Below are 16,742 nucleotides of genomic sequence, written 5' to 3'. Positions count from 1 at the left end.
AGCGCCAAATATCTTGGCTGCTTAGTAGCGATATCTCTCCTGTCAATCACTTCCTGCTCTGCCCAGGGACAGCTCTAAGCTCATTCTTGCACGGGAAGGAATGATAAAAAGCTTAATAACGTATTCTGTACTGTATTTTGTATCGTATTTCGTATTGTACAGAATATGGAATATAAAATGAGTAGCCGAAGGCTCAAGGATAATCCGGTTGCGAGCCAAACCAGAATATGATCCGAGAAGGGTGCGAAGTAATAAGAATAATAATCATATTATTATTCTTATTATGCAGGCTTTCGGAAGCCTGGGATCCGGCCTTGAGAAGTTTGCATCGGACTGTGTTTTTTTGTTAACTACTTGATTCGTATATTTTTTGTCAAATTTATTCGCACCCGGATTAATCAAAGTTCTATACCTTGAAAATCAAGGTGTAGTATATCGACTTATAATTGTAACTTGCTGGCTTGAGCTATTTTTTGAATTGGTTAGTATCACTTTCACCGATGTACGATTGATGGGTGCTAGCTATGACTGTAGATGATTACCTTGTTGGTCGATTCGGCCTTTTGATGAGCATATCTGACCTAGCGGACCTTCTAGGTCGCTCTCCAGATGGTGTGCGTGTCTCCCTGTATAGCGATACCGAGGTGTCGAGAAAGCTGAAGCCGACAATGGTTAAAGTAGGTCGTCGAGTTTATTTTCGTACGTTGCAGGTGAAAGAAGTGCTGCATTTAGATCATATCGAAGATGCGCCTATTGGTTATTCAGGGTGATTGCTCACTAATTTCTAGAAAAGCTTGTCAATACTGATATTAGCTTTCTTATTCAGGTCTTCATATGGCACGTGTTACTCCGTCAGATGTTAAAAAGGTCTTAGGTAGGGTAATAGCATACAACACTTCTTATGCCTTTCTGCCAGGTGTGTCAGTCCCTGGCGCTGTGTTCCTTAGCCAAGCATTTTATTGGGGCAATAATCCAAAGTCTGAAAGCCGAGAAGGCTGGTTTTATAAAAAACAGCGTGGCTATGATAGCTGGGAAGCTGAAACTGGGCTGTCGCTAAAGCAGCAGGTGAGCGCGAGGAAGGCGCTGGTAGGGCTAGGGGTTCTAGAAGAAAAAAGAAGAGATTTGCCTGCTAAAGTATGGTATCGCGTTAATTGTGAGCGTTTGCAAGAGCTCCAGAAATATAAGGGGCCAAGTGATAGTGAAGATGAGGTAAGTCCTTTGGATATTAATAGCATATTGGGCAGGCTGATTGCTTATTATCCAGATTTTACGTTGCTTACGGGGTTGTCTGTAACTGGCGCGGTTTTTCTGAGTCAAGCGTTTTATTGGGCTGATAATGATAAGGCAAAGGAGCGGGAAGGATGGTTTTATAAAAAGCAGCGTGGAGAAGATAGTTGGGAATATGAGACAGGGTTGTCACCAAAACAACAAGCCAACGCTAGAAAGTTTTTGGTCGAGCTTGGAATTTTAGAAGAAGAAAGGAAAGACGTTCCAGCCAAGGTATGGTATCGCATAAATTGCGAGAATTTATTGAAGCTGCTGGTAGAAAAAATTGCAGATAAGCCTTTGGCAGAAAGCGGTATTAGCCAGTTTACCCCTTTGGGAGATACTGGCTTGCCTTATGGCCATTCTGGCAAGCCAAAAGCTGCACCGCTGAATCGCCAAAAGGGAAAATCTATTACAGAGACTACATCTAAGAATACAGCAAAAAATAATAGCCGAATTTCTGAATCCGAAAAGATTGACTTGCGTGAGATGCAAAAAAGACGGGCTGAAGCTGAGCGGCGAGGTCAGCAAAAGGCGGATTTCAATGCTAGGCATTATGGCAGCTACAAGACTGGGAAAGATGCGTTTGATGAAATACGAAGAAGCTTTTGCGCTTACACTACTCGTGAAACGGCGTGGGACGGGGGTGATGGCCCCGGCCACGCCTAACCACAACTGACCAGCACGGGTAACAACTATGGCCAATGACCAGTATATCACAACCTCTGTTATCGAGAACGGCATATCTCGGCTATGCCGGGTACACGCAGTAGAGCAGCATACTATCCAGAGTGAAATTCAAACTCTAATGATTATTGCCAGTTACGCTTGTGATTTTCTAACCGAAGAGTTGAAGGCCCTACCAGAAGACTTTTTCGCCTGCATTGAGGAGATGAAGGAAGTGATGGAATCCATTGATTTGAGAAGTCTGGACTTTGAGAAACAGACGATCGCGCTTCAGAGAACAAAACGGCGTTTGGAGGCTAAGGCGACCCGCCAGAATCGCCAAAAGGAGGTCTGATCATGAGCAATAAAATTTCGTGCGCACGAAAAATCGCTGGTGTTGCCCTCGCGGCCACCATCGGCCTATCGCAGCCAGCCATGGCAGGCGGGATTCCCGTTATCGACGTGTCGAGCCTGACCCAGCAGATTTTACAGGTTCAGCACATGCTTACCCAAATCGAGCAACTGAAAAGCCAGCTCGAAACAGCCAACAAGGAGCTGGACAGCATGAGCGGGGTTCGAGGCCTGGGCAACGTCATCGACTCGGCCTATGACACCGCCGTGAACGTCGATCCTAACCAGGTACTGAGCGCCGCCGGCATCAGGAGCGCGAACGAACACGGCCTGTCCGGTGACGTGGCGGATCTGTACGACAGTGGCAACCAGAGCACGGCGACCTGGCTGGGTCAATCCGAAAAGTCCCTGGAACAGGCTCAGGAGCGTTTCAGCGAGCTGACCGGCTTGGTGGCTGAGGTCAACAACAGCCCGGACCAGAAAGACATTCTGGACCTCCAGGCCCGTATCGGCGCCGAGGAAGTCATGCTGGAGAACGAAATGGTCAAGCTGACCATGCTCCGCTCTCAGGCCGAGGCCAGCCAGGCGCTTCATGCTCAACGGGTTCAGCAGATGCGTGTCGCGTCATCAGGGGAACCTCTCGAGCTTGATTGGTGAGGAGGCTTTATGAATACCAGGAAAATTTCGTGCGCACGAAATATTGCCGTTGTGGTTCTAGTCAGCGTTGCGCAGGCCGGGTGCTTGGATGACGCCCCGGATACTGGCCCGGTGCAGACCGTGGACTGGTACAAAGCGCATGACGACGAGCGCAAGGTGACTCTGGAGACGTGCGGCAACAACCCTGGCGAACTCCAGGATACGCCGAATTGCATTAATGCTCTCCAGGCGGAACGGGCATTGTCTAGCGGTGAGTCCTTCGAGCTCGACCTGTCTAGCCTCAAGAGCAAGGAGGACTCATGAACCTGTTTGAAGGCATGCTCTCTGTCGTTGATCAGGCACTGGACCAGTACATCATCAACACGGCTACCGACCTCATCGCTTACATCACTCCAATGTTTACCAGCATGTTGATCGTCTGGATTGCTATCTGGGGCTATTTGATGATGTTTGGCAAGGTCAGTGAGCCCTTGCAGGAGGGCGTTTTTCGCATCCTTCGCATCGGCTTCATCATGACGCTGGGGCTGACGGTCGGCACCTATATGGGCGTCGTGGTGGACGTGCTGGCTCATGGCCCGGAAAAGGTAGCAGCAGTCATAACGGGTTCCAATGGAGGTGCAGCGGCCATTTTGGATAGCCTGTTCTCCCGAGTTCTCGCCGTAGCTGATCAGGCCTGGGATAAAGCGGGGGTGATGAGTGGTGATTTCGGCATGTATCTGGTGGCGATTCTGATCATGGTGTTTGGTGGTGGTGTTGCCATCGTAGTGGCGTTTCTCCTGCTGGCCAGCAAGGTGGCGACGACGGTGCTGCTGGCGATCGGCCCACTCTTCATCATCGGCCTGCTGTTTAACAGCACCCAACGCTTTTTCGAGAGCTGGCTGGGCATGGTGATCAATTTCGGCATGCTGCTGGTTTTGGGCTCAGCCATTGGACGCATGGTCATCGATGTCAGCGAAGCGTTTATGAACATCGTGGAGTCCTCGGCAGGCAGCATGGCCAGTATGACCACAAGTGCGTATCTGATTGCTTTTTTTGCCCTTGGCATCCTGGTGCTGAAGCAGGTGCCGGCCATTGCTTCTGCATTGGGCGGTGGCGTGGCATTGGCAACTCAGGGCGCTCTAGGTTCCGCTATGTCCGCGATGCGTCCCTCGGCGATCAGGCGTCAATACCGTGGTGTCCAGCGTGATACGCGTATCGCAGGTAATGCTGCAGCAGCACCGTATCGTGGCGCCAAATCGGCTTATCGGGCGTATCAGAAGCGCTTTGGTGCCGGCAATGTGATAACCGGAGGATGAACATGCCATCACAATGGTTTGCCACCTGGCGTGCGCGTTGGATGCGCATCAAACGTCTAGGAGAGCTGGGACTATCTGGCGTGCTGTTACTCATTGGTGCCTTGCTGGTTGTGGCCTTGATACCCGCACTCCCTGGAGTGGTCTCGAATGCATTGGCTGGTGATATTCATGCGATCAAAACACTGCTTGTCTGCACGGCGGGAATTGCCGTGTGCGTCCTTCAATGGCGATGGCGCACGGCGATCTATCCACAGTTGCGGCGAGATGCGTCATGGGAGAGACAATCATGAGCTATCACCGTTTGACACCCGAAGAGATCGAGGACCTGCGGGCCGAGATGCGTGACGCCGGCCATTGGATGAAAGCTGAAATGGCTAGGCGTCGGCGCGAGCGTGCTGAAACCGAAGCTTCACCACCGGGAGCCGGATCAACCGAAAGTGTTCAAAGTCCCTCCCCTATGTCTAATGGCGAAGCCTCTGGCTCAGCCCTGAGCGACGAGCAGGTTTGAGACAGGTCCGTGCGTATTACTAATGGCGAAGCCCTTGGGATTGAGGATGGCAACGCAGCCAATAGCACATGCAGCTTTTCGTGCGCACGAAATTTCTGAATGTTCCAAAGGTGTTCAAGGGTCCGTGCGTATTACTAATGGCGAAGCCTAACGCGTATCCCTGTAGTTGCTAGCCTCGCCCGAGGAGCCGCCATTTTTCTTACGTACGAAAAGAAAGTATGGGTTTAGGGCTAGGGCAGGATTCGGCAAGTGCTGGCATATGCCGGCAAACTTGCCTAGCCCGCCTCTCAGCGGTGGAGAGAACTGGACTATGCCGAGAGTCGAAGCACGCCTGACAGAAATTGAGAAGAAAACCTGGACGCAGTTCTGCAAAGCTAACGGCCTGCGAGAGGCGGACATGTTACGGCGAATGATTCAGCGCGTTGCCGGTAGAGCTGCGACTGTAATGGCAGACGATCAGGAGGACGAAGCTAGATCGAGAAAGCTCACCATCCGCCTATCGCCCACTCAGGAACGCTGGCTAGCACAACGTGCTCAAGAGGAGGGCTATCCCACCCGGACCAGTTGGATCACGGCGATGGTTATGGCTGAACTGTATCAAGAGCCCGTGCTGACGGACGCCGAGGTGGCCGTCTTGCGGGAGTCAAACAGGGAATTGCGTGCCATTGGTAAAAATCTGAACCAGGTCGTCAAGGTTTTGAACATCGAATTTCGTGAGAGCGACAAGCTTAAGCGGGAGGCCATCGAGGCGCTGGCCGAGAGAATTGAGCAGCACAAGGACCAGGTGGCCAGTCTGCTGTCCAGGAACATGAATCGATGGAGGGATGATGGATAAGCCGGAAGTCATCGTGCGGATAGTCAGTAATGCATACGATGCGGACCAAGTTGAGAGCGATTTGCTTCGCATCAGTAAGAACGGAGCCGTGGAGCTTGAGGACGAAAGCGGCCAGTTCTCTTTCACGGAAGATATGGTACGTGATTTGGCTAAAGACTGGTCGAGGTTTCAAGGTCGGCAGCGCAAGAACTCTCGTTATACCACCAATATCGTTCTGTCGATGCCGGCCGGAACCGAGCCGCAGGCTCTAAAAAGGGCCTCCCAGGCGTTCGCCAAGCGGCAGTTTGGTCAGAATTATCAGTATGCCATGGCACTGCACACGGACAACGACAATCCGCATGTCCAACTCACGGTACGGAATCTTGGCAATGATGGGCGTCGGTTGCATGTGGCGAAGGGCGACCCGCAGAAGTGGCGGGAGGACTTCGCGGCCGAGCTGGAACGGTGCGGGGTGGAAGCGAAAGCCACATTAAAGGCCACCCGAAGGAGGAAAGATGGGTAGTCTGGCTGACGACACGATTGCTGACCTGCTGGAAGGCCCGCTCAAGAGCAAGGGTGGACGATCCGGCAACCGTGCGCGTGCCCGGCGAGTGGTGAACTATGCGCCTGAGGTCATGGTGAAGATCACCGGTAATGCCAAGGGAGCCGATCATGTCCAGTCCCACCTGGACTATATCAGCCGCAACGGCAATCTGGAGCTCGAGGACGAGCGCGGCGACGTGATCCATGGGAAAGACGAGGTACGGGCCCTGGCCAAGGACTGGTCGCAGGATAAGGGCAAGCGCCGGAAGAACACCCGCGATACCACCAACATCATCATGTCCATGCCGGCCGGCACTGAGCCGCGTGACGTGAAGAAAGCCGTTCGAGCGTTCGCCAAACGACAGTTTGGCCAGAATCATCAGTATGTCATGGCGCTGCACACCGACACGGACAGCCCCCACGTCCACCTGACGGTGAAGAGTCTGGGCTATGACGGGCGCCGGCTGAATGTGAAGAAGGGCGACCCGCAGAAGTGGCGGGAGGCCTTCGCGGCCGAGCTGGAGCGCCGAGGGGTGGAGGCCGAGGCGACGCCACGCGCCACTCGTGGCGTGATCAAGAGGGGGGGCAGCCAAGCAGTGCACCACATTCGCGAGAAAGGCCAGACGCCAGAGGTGGACCAGGCGAAGGTCCGGGAGGTTCTCGAGGACTTCCGCGACCAGCGGGCCGGAAAAGCACTGAAGCCGCGGCCCTGGGAGGATCGTATCAAGGAGCGCCAGACCTATGTCCGCAAGGCCTGGCTGATGGCGGCGAAGGACCTCAACCAGAGCCACGACCCGGAGGATCAGAAGCTAGCCAAGCGCATCGTGGCTTTTGTGGGTTCCATGCCGTCGATGAAGACCAAGCGCCACGAGCTCCAGGAGAAGGTCGTGGCGCGGTTACAACGTCGTGCCCAAACGCGCCAGGGGAGAGAGGAGGGCAGGGCGCAGGATCATCAAGACGAACGATAGTAGATGAGGACTGGCAGGCAAGTTGTCTGTACAACGCAACGAGCAGTTCTCTCCACCGCTTCATAACCAGCGTCTTCATGCACCAAGCCCCGCCGCAACCGGCGATTGAGGTATGGTTTTAGCGGCTAAGATTCACAGCGACAGGCTACCGACCCGAGCCGATGGAATTTTAGCCGACGAAACTCCTGAATCACCCTAAAGCCTCGGAGACCGTCTGTTTCCAGTCCCCTTCCATCACCATCTGGAATCGAACTGGCTCCCCCTGATCTTCAAGCTCAAGCTGGCCCACCTCTGCGGTTACATCGGCATAACGGGTCAGCAGCTCAAACAGCTTGTGCTTGTACTCGGTATCATCATTGCCTTTCAGGTGGTCGCCCTTGGTTTCCAGCACAGAGAAACGGAATTTGCCATTTTCGGTGCCATGCACACAGGCCAGTAAGTCTGGGTAGACCCGGTGACGCTGCCAGCCCTGCAAGCCATAGGAGCGCTGGTTCACGGCAATACGGTGCCACCAGTGTACGCACTGGTTTTCATCTAGATACCAAGCTGTGTTCTTTTCCAGGTCATTGAATTCCTTTTGATAGACCTTCTCGAACAGGCTCTTTTCCAGTGGTTCGCCATTTTTTCGGTATAGCAGTGGGTCAACATCGGATACATCGATTTCCAACGTCTCGGCAATTTGCCAGTTCAATGCCGGGTCGTTGGACGATACCAGCCGCAAGGCAATCTCGCCGCTTTCCAGCTTCGCGCGGAACAAGGATTCCGCCATCGCGTTTACCTGCTCACGTAAATCTGCCTTCATGGACTGCACCAGATCGAGCCGATTGACATATATCTGTTCATCGGTGACACCCTTGGCACGCAAGGCGGCCAGGGTTTCATCCAGCAAACGCATGCCCTGCCAGGGATTAGGTACTACATCCAACAACTGGCGTACTAGATAGGGAGCATCCAGTCCTTCCTCTGGTATTACGTCAATCTCTTCCTGTTCCAGATCAAACACCGTTTGCCCGGCATCTTTCGCTTTCCGGTCGAGGGTGACACGGGCTACCGTGCGTTGCAGCTTGTCGCTATCCATAGCGGCCTTGTCAGCGGCCAGAAACTGCAAGGCCTCCCAATCCAGGGCACCTAGCACATCTCTCTCATAATCCAGGGGGCGATAGCTGTCTGGGATACTGACGTCCTGATGCAAAACACGTGGCAAGAAGATCGGTGGCAGCCCGGAAAATTTACTATTCCGGTTGATGGTCTCCCGGCGCATATTGCGGGCCTGCCCACTGTTTGGATCAACGGCCTTGACGCTGGAAGCCAGGTCAGCCATGCCTTCATCTTCCAGCCCCTTGCGCACACCATTGACGGCTTCTGTCACATCCTGATCGAAGGTGAAGACGTAACACTCGTCCAGTACTTCTACCCCAGTTGCCCGAGCATGAGGCTGACGCAATACGCGCCCGATCATCTGGGTCAGTGCCGTGGTGGCAGTGGTACGGGACAAGACCGCCAACACATAAGCAAAGGGGCAGTCCCAACCTTCCCGCAGCGCGTCTTTGGTGATAATGAAGCGTACCGGCGAGGTGGGTGAAAGCAGGTCTTCATCTGCTAGCTCATCATCGCTGGAGGTCTTGAGGCGGATATGCCCGTCCTTCACTCCGAGTTGGTCACGTAGGTATTCGCGGGCATCCTCGGCGTGCACAAACCCGGCGTCACGCTGCTCCTTGCCGGTACGCTCCACACGAACCAGCACGATGGGGCGAATATAGCGGCCAGATTCGTTCTGGAACGCCAGCCCTGCCTGTTCCAGTTCCTGCTGTTTGGTATGAGCCAGAGACAGCGTGTGCTTCCAGCCGCCCTTGCCCTCGTTGATCACATTGATCGGCAGCTTGATCATTTCCTCGTCTTTGAGGTCAGCTCCCGGCACATTCACTAGCACATTGGATTGATGCTTACCGTTGGTATTAGGCGTTGCGGAGAGTTCCAGGATAAAGCGCGGGTTAAAGCCCGCCAGGGTATCGCGGGCAGTATCGGAATAGGCCTTGTGACCTTCGTCAATAACCACCACCGGGCGCACCAGCCGCAAGACATTGCCCAGACTTTGCTTGACTGAGACGGAACCCGGCACAACGCCGTCACCGTATCCCAGATCAGCTAGGTCATTCTGATCCAGGTTGGGCACCTGTTGCAGCAGGGCCTCGATAGCTTCATTGTCGTCTTCCAGCGGGAAGAAAGAGGTGAAGCGGCCGCTGTCGCGGAACAGCCGCAGTGTTTCCTTGGACTTGCGGGCTGCCGAGGGCAGCATCAGCAGCATGACACATAACTGGCCCTCCACATCCTTGAGAGTAAAAGCGTCGCCCTTTTCCAATAGCTTCACCCGCCCGCCGGAAGCACGTTCCAGCATCTGCCGGTAAGGGTGCTCCCGGTTGGCTAACTGCTTCCAGGTTTGCCGATAAATCGCCTCCGATGGCACTACCCACAGCACCAGCCCCGTCTGGCGTTTGAAATAATCGGTCTGCACCCGTTCAAGCGCCGCCGTGGCCAGCAGCGTCTTGCCGCCGCCCGTGGGCACCTTTAGGCAGATATTGGGAATCGAGCCACCCAGCCCGTCATGGCGCGACAAGTAGGGAGCCACCACCGGATTGTCATTCTGGTAGAGGTAGGGTAACAACCGCTCGGTATTGAGTTGATCCCAAGTCTCTCGGCAGTAATCACCCAACGTAGCGGCCTTACCCTTACTCTTCTGGAACTCGACGAAGTCTTCCGCCTCTTCGCGCTGCTCGGCCAGCACCGTGAGGTAGCGATCCAGCTTGCCGAGTACGCCTTGCTGGTATTCCTTCAGCTCCATGCTCAGTCCCCCAGAATCCGGTGAACGGCATAGGGCAACTGGCAGAACTCGATGCGCCGGGAGGTGAGCTCCTTTTGGCTCATGAACTTGGCCACCGCAAAGACAATGGCACGCTTGCCACCCTTGTTGCCTTGCTCAATAGCCACCACCCGTTCGGCATTCAATGCCGACTCATTGGAGCGCAGCCACTCCTTGTCAGGCTGGTAGAACAGGTGCACCCGGAACAGCTTGGTCTCGCCAATCAAACCATCGGGCGCGGGTTGGCCGACTTTCTCCAGTGACTGCCCGGTGGCGGTGTAGAACACATAGCGGGCCAGCGCCTCGAAACCAGGCATATCCTTGCCGGTCAACAGGCTTTCAATATCAATGGGCTCGCCCAGGGTGCAGTAGGTAAAGCTGCCACTCAGCCCAGGCGCGGCCTTCTCCACCCGGCGCTCGCCTGTCACGGTGAGTACTCCATCCTTGATCTGTTTTTTGATCTTGTCGTACTCGTGACCATGCAGGTTTTCGATGGAGGCAATATGATCTAGCACCTTGGATTGCTTTTTCTCGAAGGTACTCCAGGTGATATTTTCCCTGTGTAGTTCCTCACGTTGGGTGCCGGTATAGGGGTAGCCCTTGATTACCCGGCGTACGCGCTCTGCGGTGAGGGTATCTGCGTAATCTTCACACTCGACTAAGATAAAGCGGCGGTTGCCACTGTCTTTCTTATTTGCTTCAAGTACTGCATGAGCGGTTGTTCCTGAACCTGCAAAGGAATCTAAAACTATAGAATCACGATCAGACGAGATTTCTAGCACTCTATGAATAAGCTGGTATGGCTTTGGCGTTATGAAATCGCTCCCGTCTCCCATTATTGCCAGAAGCTGTTTCTTCGCGTCTTGGTTTCCCTTAACATCTTGGTATGGCCACCAAGTGCGAGCTATCACCCCTTTATCTTCATCCTTGTCAAGATACACTTTCTTAGTGGGCATGGCATCGCCATTTTTACCAAAGTATATCTCTCCATCTTCCCGCTGCTTTTCAAAAGCTTTCTCTGGAAGAGACCAATGCCTACCCTTAGCAGGTCGAACAACTCGTCCTGATGGAAGCGTTACTGGATAGCGATACTTTTCACGGCGCTCATTGTTCTCTGTTCGAACATCTAGTGGGTACGTCCGCCACGGCCCGTTAGGATCATTATCAGGATTCTTGAACCGTCCTTGTTGCTCTTCATTACGGTCCAGATAGTTCCAGCCATGATCGATAAACTTATCAGATTTGCAATACGCGAGCACATGATCATGGTCCGTGCTTATTACACGCCCGTTACTTTTGGGTGTATAAGTCTTTTCCCACGCAGCACAACATATAAAGTTATCTTCTCCGAAGATCTCATCAAACAATACGCGAGCCCTGTGGATCTCGTTATCATCCAATGTCATCCAAATACTACCATCATCCGATAGTAACTCTCGGAGAAGATTGATACGCGGCCACATCATACACAACCACTTGTCATGCCGCTCCAAGTCTTCCTTATCCACCGGATTTGCCGACTTCTTCAGCCACTCCTTCATCAGCGGCGAGCGTACATTGTCGTTGTAGCACCAGCCTTCGTTGCCGGTGTTGTAGGGCGGGTCGATAAAGATGCAATCCACCTTGCCCGCATGGGTGGGCAATAGCGCCTTGAGCGCTTCCAGGTTATCGCCATGAATGATCAGGTTGTCATCCAGCGAAGGCTTTTTGCCTTCGGCGGGCAGGGACTTGTTCGGCACCACCTGTAATTCACGGAATGGCACGCCAAGGTGGTGGGAATAGACAAACTGCTTACCCTTAAATTCTAGTGTGGGCATTAAAGACTCCTGATCCAATCGAAGCACGCCTTGAAAGCGGGCATCTGCTGTTCTATTTCTGCGGCGCTCATGACACGCAACTGCTGTTCCTGTTCCATAATGGCGTCTTCGCCTTTGTCGTCCGCGCCGGTTACCTGCTCGATGCAGCCTTGCGGCCAGGCCCAAACCCGAGATGCTTTCAGCGCTTCATGGCTGCCTTGGGCAATGCCTTGGCCTTCCTCATCCAATGCAAAGCAGGCCCAAATATCCGCTGCGCTCCACTGGTTGCACTTTTGTGGTAGCCCGTTGCCATTCAGGGTAAAACCATGCTCGGGTTGCAGCCGATTGAGGGCTGCCTTTGCGGCGGTTAAATCAGCCCCATCACGCTCCAGTAGGTCGCTTCGTCTGGCGTGGGTATAGGCAAAGTCCAGATCAGCTATGGCACAAGCACGAATATCCATCGCACTCAGCACGAACAACGCCTTGGCAAAGCTGTTGCAACCACCAACGGAAACAAACGCAATGTGATCTAGGTCGGGGGAACGCTGGTAAAGCCGCTCGTAGGCCAGTGGCAACAGCCTTCGATCCGTTTTCCCTTCGCAGAGAACTACCCGGTCGGCAAAATAGATGTCCACCAGGTTTCCCAGCTCAAACAGGGTTTGAGACTGGCTCTCAGCGTCTTCAATGGCGTCCTGGACAGCTTGACTCAGTGGCTTGCGAGCGGTGACACCATCATCTACCGTATTACCCACAATCACGGTATTGGGCGCATTGTCACGGCTCAACATAAGCGGGGAGTGGGTGGAAAACACCACCTGAAAACCTGCGCTTGAAAGCGTCTTCAAGGCCTCGCGCAGCCGCCGCACACCTTGAGGATGCAAGTACAGTTCTGGCTCATCAATCAGCAGCAGTCGGCGGGAAAGCTGATCATCCTCAGCGCGACGCACATCCGCCAAATAGCGAATCAAGGCCATTTGTATGGCACGCTGGGCACCAGTACCCATCTGATCAAAACGGCGCCGGTCACCGCTGACCGTATCGGTGACGTGCAAGTCTCCCGCCTTGAAGAACTCCTTAATGTCTACCACCTGCAAATCCAGATCCAACGCCAGACCAGGGAAGAAATTTTCCAGCGCATCGGTGGCACTGGTGTCGAATTGCTGCAAGTGATCGGAGCGCTGATCACCATCTGTGGTCAGTACGTTGCGAATGGTGTCGAGCGCGGTGCTCAACTCATCATGGGCCGCCAACAAAGGCTTCATGATCTCATCCAGCAGCCCTTTGATCGTTGTTCCGGTTTTGGCCTTGCCTAGATCTTCACCAATATCATGCATGGCCAACACATGAAGCGGCTCAGGTAACAAGGCGGAGACGGCTTGAGGGAGTCCGGTAGGGTAGGCCTGCCAGTGCTCGGGAACGCCATCTTGTGGGCATTCATCCACACTCCAGACTTCCTGGTCCTTAGACCTAGTGTTGGCTGCGGTGACCCGAATCCAGAGCCTTCCATCCCTGCAGTAAGGCTCAATTGCCTGACGATGCCTGTCATGGGGAATCCGATCCAGTACTTCGGAATCAATACCATCAATACAGGCTGCAACGGAGACAGGTTTATCCTCGTCATAAAAATCGGAGGACTTTAGATTGCTTGGCTTCAACACCCAGCGAATGGCTTCCAGTATCGTGGACTTCCCGGCATTGTTCTGCCCTACCAGCGGGGTATAGCTGTCCAGCGGCAAGGTGACATTTCGGCAAGCTCTGAAATTCTCAATATGAATGCAGCTAACGCGATGCATTGACGGCTCCCTGTCGTTCCCATTCGTTGTTATAAGGAGAGAAACCCATGAGCCCAGCATGGTTCTCTGTTAGTTTTTATCCCAGAGAAGGCGGCCACTGGCGAGCTGTGTGCACCACACTCAGTACCCGCACCTGAATCCCCACAACGTCATAGACCAACATATAGCTGGGGTGAACAACCAGCTCTCGGGATCCAGGAGCACGGCCAGGCCGTCCACTGTCAGGGTGGCCTACCAGCTGTGCCGCCTTCTCTGAAAACAGTTCATCCAGCGTCAAGGCTGCCAGCGGATTCTCTGGCTCTATGTACTCGTAAATGTCGTCACGATCCTGCATCGCCTCAGGCGTCCAGGCCAGCTCCATCATTTAGATTTCGCCAGACGAGCACGGGTAGCCGCACGGCGGGCAGCAAACCTGGCTTCAACATCGGCGGCAGGGATCATGTTGCCTGCATTGGCAGAAGCCCGTGATTGCTCCACCTTGGCAATCAGCCAAGCGTCATAACCCTGCGCCTCCTGCTGCTGCGCCACATAGTTACGCATAAAGTCGCGCAGAAGCTGTGCTCCAGTGCGGTCGTGGGCCTTGGCTGCACTGGCAAATTCTGCTTTCAGGCCTTCATCGACCCGAAAGGTGAAGGTAGCATCGCTCATGACACCATCCTCATGTGTTACATGGTGATCACAGGATAGCACAGATGGTGTGCCATGCATCCACTCGCACCAGCCCTGAAAAGGTACAGCAGAGGTACACACTCCAGCTTCGTGTGCTATCCTTAATCTTCGCTAACTTACTGATTCCAAAGAACTGTACCTTTCGCTTGATTACGGTTGCTTTTCCTTTTTTGTCAGTAACTTATTGTTTTAAAAGAGAACTCATAATCCCTTGGTCGTAGGTTCAAGTCCTACTGGGCCCACCATTCAGATCAGCGTCCTAGCCGATGTTCTCCCCCCAAGAAGCCACTTAGCTCTTGTGAAAAGCTCAGAAGAGCGAGCGCCACAAGGCCAGTACGCTCATCGAGCACTGGGGCAAGTACTCCCTCGCGGCCCTAACGCCGGAGCTGATTGCCAACTTCTGTGACACCCGCCTGAACAGCCTTGGTCATCGTGGCCAGCCTATCAGCGCCAATATCTTGCGCTTGGAGCTTGCTTGGCCTTTTGGAGAGCCAGGCCATCTCTACACAGTGGTCATCCAGGAACGTGACTTCGGCCTGACCTACGAGATCTTCTGGTAAGGTCGAGAGCTAAGCGTCAGCGAGATAGAAGTGGCGCCTGAGCCCTGACGACAAAGTTCTTGTAAAATGCGACGCCTGTTCGCCGTACTACGGCAGCACAGCAACCCTATTCTGGCCTGGATTGCCAGAATTGCCTTGGAGACGGGCATGCGCTCGTCGGAAATCCTGACCCTCACGCGCTCCCAGGTCGACGTGAAACGCCGTGTGGTGCGCCTCACCGACACCAAGAACAACGAAGCTCGCCTGGTACCGCTAACCCAGGTCGCCACCGAGGTGTTCAAGCAGGCGCTGAATAACCCGGTGCGCCCACTCGGTTGCGATCTGGTGTTCTTCGGTGAGCCTGGCCGAGACGGAAAGCGCGGCCCCTACGCCTACACCCAGCTCTGGAACCAGACCAAGAAGCAGGCCAGGCTCGATGATTTTCGCTTTCATGACTTAAGATATGAAGCTGTCAGTCGATTAGTAGAAGCAGGGCTATCCGATCAGGAGGTCGCTGCGATCAGCGGCCACAAATCCATGCAGATGCTCCGGTGGTATACGCATCTTAGGGCGGAGGATTTGGTGAAGAGGCTGGATGATTTGAATAATACTTAATATGTGTTCGGCTGAATAAAAGTAACGCAGAAAAGGACTTAAAGAATGAGGCGTCCTCCTGCTATATGATGACTTTTTTGATTTGAAATGAATGTTGAAGTTTGCTTGTTATATAAGGGTTGATCGGTCCATGGTGAGAGTTAGTTTGAAAATAATATTTCTTCTACTTGCGCTGGTGTCGGCTAGCACTATCTGGCAACAGAAAACTCTTTCTGTTATCGCACTTCAACGAATAGATCCTCTTCCAGAAACCCGTAACATGGTCATGGACGAGCGTTATGCGGAAGCCGGCGAATATCTGAGTTTTTTTATGCAGTATGACTATGTTAGCGAGAACCCTGACGCTCAGTTACTCTACCAGGCAATCAACGAACACCGCAGTCACTGGCGCTACCAGTTGAGCAAAGTTAGTGAGGGACTCTTTCAAGGAACAAGTGACGAAACCATTGGTCAAGCTGTCAGTGTTGCATCCGACTTTATAGTGATTGGAGACGCTCGTGACCTGGTCAATCAAGGTGTTAATTACGCACAGGGCGAAGATGTGGATGAGATAATGGTGGCTCTGGCCTCCTTAGGCATTTTAGCTTCATCTGCACAAATTGTAAGCGGATTGGGAGCCGCTGCGACCGTAGGCGCCGGGGTCCCCGCACTCGCAGGAACTACCGTTGCTAAGAGTAGCATACTAACTCTTAAGGCCGCTCGAAGGCTTGGAAAACTGCCTTCTTGGTTAGGCGATGAAATCATAAAGGCTGCAGTTAGTGCACGGCAATCGAGAAGCCTCGGCCAGCTTGGCGGTATGCTTGAAAATATTAACAGCCTCGCCAGAACGCGAGGTGGGTTGAACCTACTAAGTAAAACCAAGGACGCTAATGACCTACACCGAGCAGCGAGATTCACAGAGATATTTGGTCGGGACAGCGCCACACTTTATAGAATTGGCGGTAACACTGCTATCGACATTGCGCAAAGAGCCGGAACATTAGGAAAGAAAACTATTCTACTTGCTGCTACCTTCGGCCAAACGGGGCTGAAAATTCTCGACACGACGGGTCCCATTAAGTTTGTAAAAATAACAAGTCGTGTACCTAAGTTGGCCTATAAGGGTGATCTTGCGGCCTTAATTGCAAAGACTCTTGTGATGCTGCCGTCATGGCTGCTTTACATCATCATTGCCCTTGCAACTTGGATGTGGGCCCCAAAAAAGTTGATTTCAACACTTCGTGAACGCATCTGAAGTGACCCCCTCCCGAACTGCACAGGCTATAGTGCAGCCATCAGGAGGACAAAATGACTGACGACAACCCCATCAAGCGATGGACCGCGAAGCGCAAGGCCTCCGTGGTCATGGACATCTTCAAGGGCAAGACCACAGCAGCTGAGGTGGCCCGCCAATACGATCTCACCG

General features: G+C 53.4%; 19 protein-coding genes. 14 read left to right on the top strand and 5 right to left on the bottom strand.

What is annotated here, in order from left to right:
- Window positions 1-524 precede the first annotated feature (524 nt).
- The 11 genes from JF545_RS04245 to JF545_RS04195 all read left to right on the top strand — a co-directional run bounded on the left by JF545_RS04245 (window position 525) and on the right by JF545_RS04195 (window position 7,068).
- Window positions 525-770: a plasmid-related protein gene (locus tag JF545_RS04245; RefSeq protein ID WP_206939534.1), complete on the top strand. Its 246-nt coding sequence runs from the start codon at window positions 525-527 to the stop codon at window positions 768-770.
- Window positions 771-834: 64 nt separating this feature from the next.
- Window positions 835-1,935 (top strand): hypothetical protein, encoded by a 1,101-nt coding sequence (locus tag JF545_RS04240; RefSeq protein WP_206939532.1) that lies wholly within the window; start codon window positions 835-837, stop codon window positions 1,933-1,935.
- A gap of 28 nt (window positions 1,936-1,963) precedes the next feature.
- Entirely contained in the window at window positions 1,964-2,287 is a 324-nt protein-coding gene (locus JF545_RS04235) for a hypothetical protein (protein WP_206939530.1), read from the top strand.
- A 2-nt stretch (window positions 2,288-2,289) separates the two neighbouring features.
- Entirely contained in the window at window positions 2,290-2,940 is a 651-nt protein-coding gene (locus JF545_RS04230; RefSeq protein ID WP_206939527.1) for a type IV secretion system protein, read from the top strand.
- Between the two features lie 9 nt (window positions 2,941-2,949).
- A complete protein-coding gene (locus JF545_RS04225; RefSeq protein WP_206939526.1) occupies window positions 2,950-3,243 on the top strand; it encodes an EexN family lipoprotein in 294 nt (97 codons plus the stop codon).
- Window positions 3,240-4,235 carry a type IV secretion system protein gene (locus JF545_RS04220; protein ID WP_206939524.1) on the top strand — a complete coding sequence of 332 codons (996 nt, stop codon included), beginning with the start codon at window positions 3,240-3,242 and terminating at the stop codon, window positions 4,233-4,235. The genes JF545_RS04225 and JF545_RS04220 overlap by 4 nt, the downstream gene beginning before the upstream one ends.
- Before the next feature lie 2 nt (window positions 4,236-4,237).
- Window positions 4,238-4,525, top strand: a complete 288-nt coding sequence (locus tag JF545_RS04215; RefSeq protein ID WP_206939523.1) for a hypothetical protein — start codon at window positions 4,238-4,240, stop codon at window positions 4,523-4,525.
- Complete coding sequence (locus tag JF545_RS04210; protein ID WP_206939521.1) at window positions 4,522-4,743, top strand: hypothetical protein; 222 nt, start codon at window positions 4,522-4,524, stop codon at window positions 4,741-4,743. The genes JF545_RS04215 and JF545_RS04210 overlap by 4 nt, the downstream gene beginning before the upstream one ends.
- A 310-nt stretch (window positions 4,744-5,053) precedes the next feature.
- Entirely contained in the window at window positions 5,054-5,578 is a 525-nt protein-coding gene (gene mobC, locus JF545_RS04205) for a plasmid mobilization relaxosome protein MobC (RefSeq protein WP_206939512.1), read from the top strand.
- Window positions 5,571-6,080: a relaxase/mobilization nuclease domain-containing protein gene (locus JF545_RS04200; protein ID WP_206939510.1), complete on the top strand. Its 510-nt coding sequence runs from the start codon at window positions 5,571-5,573 to the stop codon at window positions 6,078-6,080. Before mobC ends, JF545_RS04200 begins: the two co-directional genes overlap by 8 nt.
- Entirely contained in the window at window positions 6,073-7,068 is a 996-nt protein-coding gene (locus JF545_RS04195; RefSeq protein ID WP_206939508.1) for a relaxase/mobilization nuclease domain-containing protein, read from the top strand. The genes JF545_RS04200 and JF545_RS04195 overlap by 8 nt, the downstream gene beginning before the upstream one ends.
- A gap of 190 nt (window positions 7,069-7,258) precedes the next feature.
- Here the strand turns inward: JF545_RS04195 and JF545_RS04190 are convergent, their stop codons facing one another.
- From JF545_RS04190 to JF545_RS04170, 5 genes are all read right to left on the bottom strand, one after another.
- A complete protein-coding gene (locus JF545_RS04190; RefSeq protein WP_206939499.1) occupies window positions 7,259-9,907 on the bottom strand; it encodes a DEAD/DEAH box helicase in 2,649 nt (882 codons plus the stop codon).
- A gap of 2 nt (window positions 9,908-9,909) precedes the next feature.
- A complete protein-coding gene (locus JF545_RS04185) occupies window positions 9,910-11,742 on the bottom strand; it encodes a site-specific DNA-methyltransferase (RefSeq protein WP_206939496.1) in 1,833 nt (610 codons plus the stop codon).
- On the bottom strand, window positions 11,742-13,514 hold the full coding sequence (locus JF545_RS04180) for an ATP-dependent nuclease (RefSeq protein ID WP_206939494.1): 1,773 nt from the start codon (window positions 13,512-13,514) through the stop codon (window positions 11,742-11,744). The genes JF545_RS04185 and JF545_RS04180 overlap by 1 nt, the downstream gene beginning before the upstream one ends.
- 76 nt (window positions 13,515-13,590) lie before the next feature.
- Entirely contained in the window at window positions 13,591-13,878 is a 288-nt protein-coding gene (locus JF545_RS04175) for a type II toxin-antitoxin system RelE/ParE family toxin (RefSeq protein WP_206939492.1), read from the bottom strand.
- Window positions 13,875-14,162 carry a CopG family ribbon-helix-helix protein gene (locus tag JF545_RS04170; RefSeq protein WP_206939490.1) on the bottom strand — a complete coding sequence of 96 codons (288 nt, stop codon included), beginning with the start codon at window positions 14,160-14,162 and terminating at the stop codon, window positions 13,875-13,877. The genes JF545_RS04175 and JF545_RS04170 overlap by 4 nt, the downstream gene beginning before the upstream one ends.
- Window positions 14,163-14,809: 647 nt before the next feature.
- Here JF545_RS04170 and JF545_RS19910 point away from each other — a divergent pair.
- The 3 genes from JF545_RS19910 to JF545_RS20200 form a co-directional block, all read left to right on the top strand.
- Window positions 14,810-15,337: a site-specific integrase gene (locus JF545_RS19910; protein WP_242520689.1), complete on the top strand. Its 528-nt coding sequence runs from the start codon at window positions 14,810-14,812 to the stop codon at window positions 15,335-15,337.
- 130 nt (window positions 15,338-15,467) lie between these two features.
- Window positions 15,468-16,571, top strand: coding sequence for a hypothetical protein (locus JF545_RS04160; RefSeq protein ID WP_206939488.1), 1,104 nt, complete (start codon window positions 15,468-15,470; stop codon window positions 16,569-16,571).
- Window positions 16,572-16,624: 53 nt separating this feature from the next.
- Window positions 16,625-16,742, top strand: a 118-nt coding sequence (locus JF545_RS20200; protein WP_206940777.1) for a DUF1153 domain-containing protein, incomplete at its 3' end; no start/stop codon positions are given.

This window comes from Halomonas litopenaei, from assembly GCF_017303055.1.
Lineage (GTDB): Bacteria > Pseudomonadota > Gammaproteobacteria > Pseudomonadales > Halomonadaceae > Halomonas > Halomonas litopenaei_A.
This window is presented reverse-complemented; position numbering and strand designations above follow the sequence as displayed.

Excerpts from the sequence above, each read along its gene's own strand:
- JF545_RS04220 (WP_206939524.1), top strand. The coding sequence starts at position 3,240 with ATGAACCTGTTTGAAGGCATGCTCTCTGTCGTTGATCAGGCACTGGAC.
- JF545_RS04190 (WP_206939499.1), bottom strand. The coding sequence starts at position 9,907 with ATGGAGCTGAAGGAATACCAGCAAGGCGTACTCGGCAAGCTGGATCGC.
- JF545_RS19910 (WP_242520689.1), top strand. The coding sequence starts at position 14,810 with ATGCGACGCCTGTTCGCCGTACTACGGCAGCACAGCAACCCTATTCTG.
- JF545_RS04230 (WP_206939527.1), top strand. The coding sequence starts at position 2,290 with ATGAGCAATAAAATTTCGTGCGCACGAAAAATCGCTGGTGTTGCCCTC.
- JF545_RS04200 (WP_206939510.1), top strand. The coding sequence starts at position 5,571 with ATGGATAAGCCGGAAGTCATCGTGCGGATAGTCAGTAATGCATACGAT.
- JF545_RS04180 (WP_206939494.1), bottom strand. The coding sequence starts at position 13,514 with ATGCATCGCGTTAGCTGCATTCATATTGAGAATTTCAGAGCTTGCCGA.
- JF545_RS04215 (WP_206939523.1), top strand. The coding sequence starts at position 4,238 with ATGCCATCACAATGGTTTGCCACCTGGCGTGCGCGTTGGATGCGCATC.
- JF545_RS04225 (WP_206939526.1), top strand. The coding sequence starts at position 2,950 with ATGAATACCAGGAAAATTTCGTGCGCACGAAATATTGCCGTTGTGGTT.
- JF545_RS04170 (WP_206939490.1), bottom strand. The coding sequence starts at position 14,162 with ATGAGCGATGCTACCTTCACCTTTCGGGTCGATGAAGGCCTGAAAGCA.
- JF545_RS04185 (WP_206939496.1), bottom strand. The coding sequence starts at position 11,742 with ATGCCCACACTAGAATTTAAGGGTAAGCAGTTTGTCTATTCCCACCAC.
- JF545_RS04210 (WP_206939521.1), top strand. The coding sequence starts at position 4,522 with ATGAGCTATCACCGTTTGACACCCGAAGAGATCGAGGACCTGCGGGCC.
- JF545_RS04195 (WP_206939508.1), top strand. The coding sequence starts at position 6,073 with ATGGGTAGTCTGGCTGACGACACGATTGCTGACCTGCTGGAAGGCCCG.
- JF545_RS04175 (WP_206939492.1), bottom strand. The coding sequence starts at position 13,878 with ATGATGGAGCTGGCCTGGACGCCTGAGGCGATGCAGGATCGTGACGAC.
- JF545_RS04235 (WP_206939530.1), top strand. The coding sequence starts at position 1,964 with ATGGCCAATGACCAGTATATCACAACCTCTGTTATCGAGAACGGCATA.
- JF545_RS04160 (WP_206939488.1), top strand. The coding sequence starts at position 15,468 with ATGGTGAGAGTTAGTTTGAAAATAATATTTCTTCTACTTGCGCTGGTG.
- mobC (WP_206939512.1), top strand. The coding sequence starts at position 5,054 with ATGCCGAGAGTCGAAGCACGCCTGACAGAAATTGAGAAGAAAACCTGG.
- JF545_RS04245 (WP_206939534.1), top strand. The coding sequence starts at position 525 with ATGACTGTAGATGATTACCTTGTTGGTCGATTCGGCCTTTTGATGAGC.
- JF545_RS04240 (WP_206939532.1), top strand. The coding sequence starts at position 835 with ATGGCACGTGTTACTCCGTCAGATGTTAAAAAGGTCTTAGGTAGGGTA.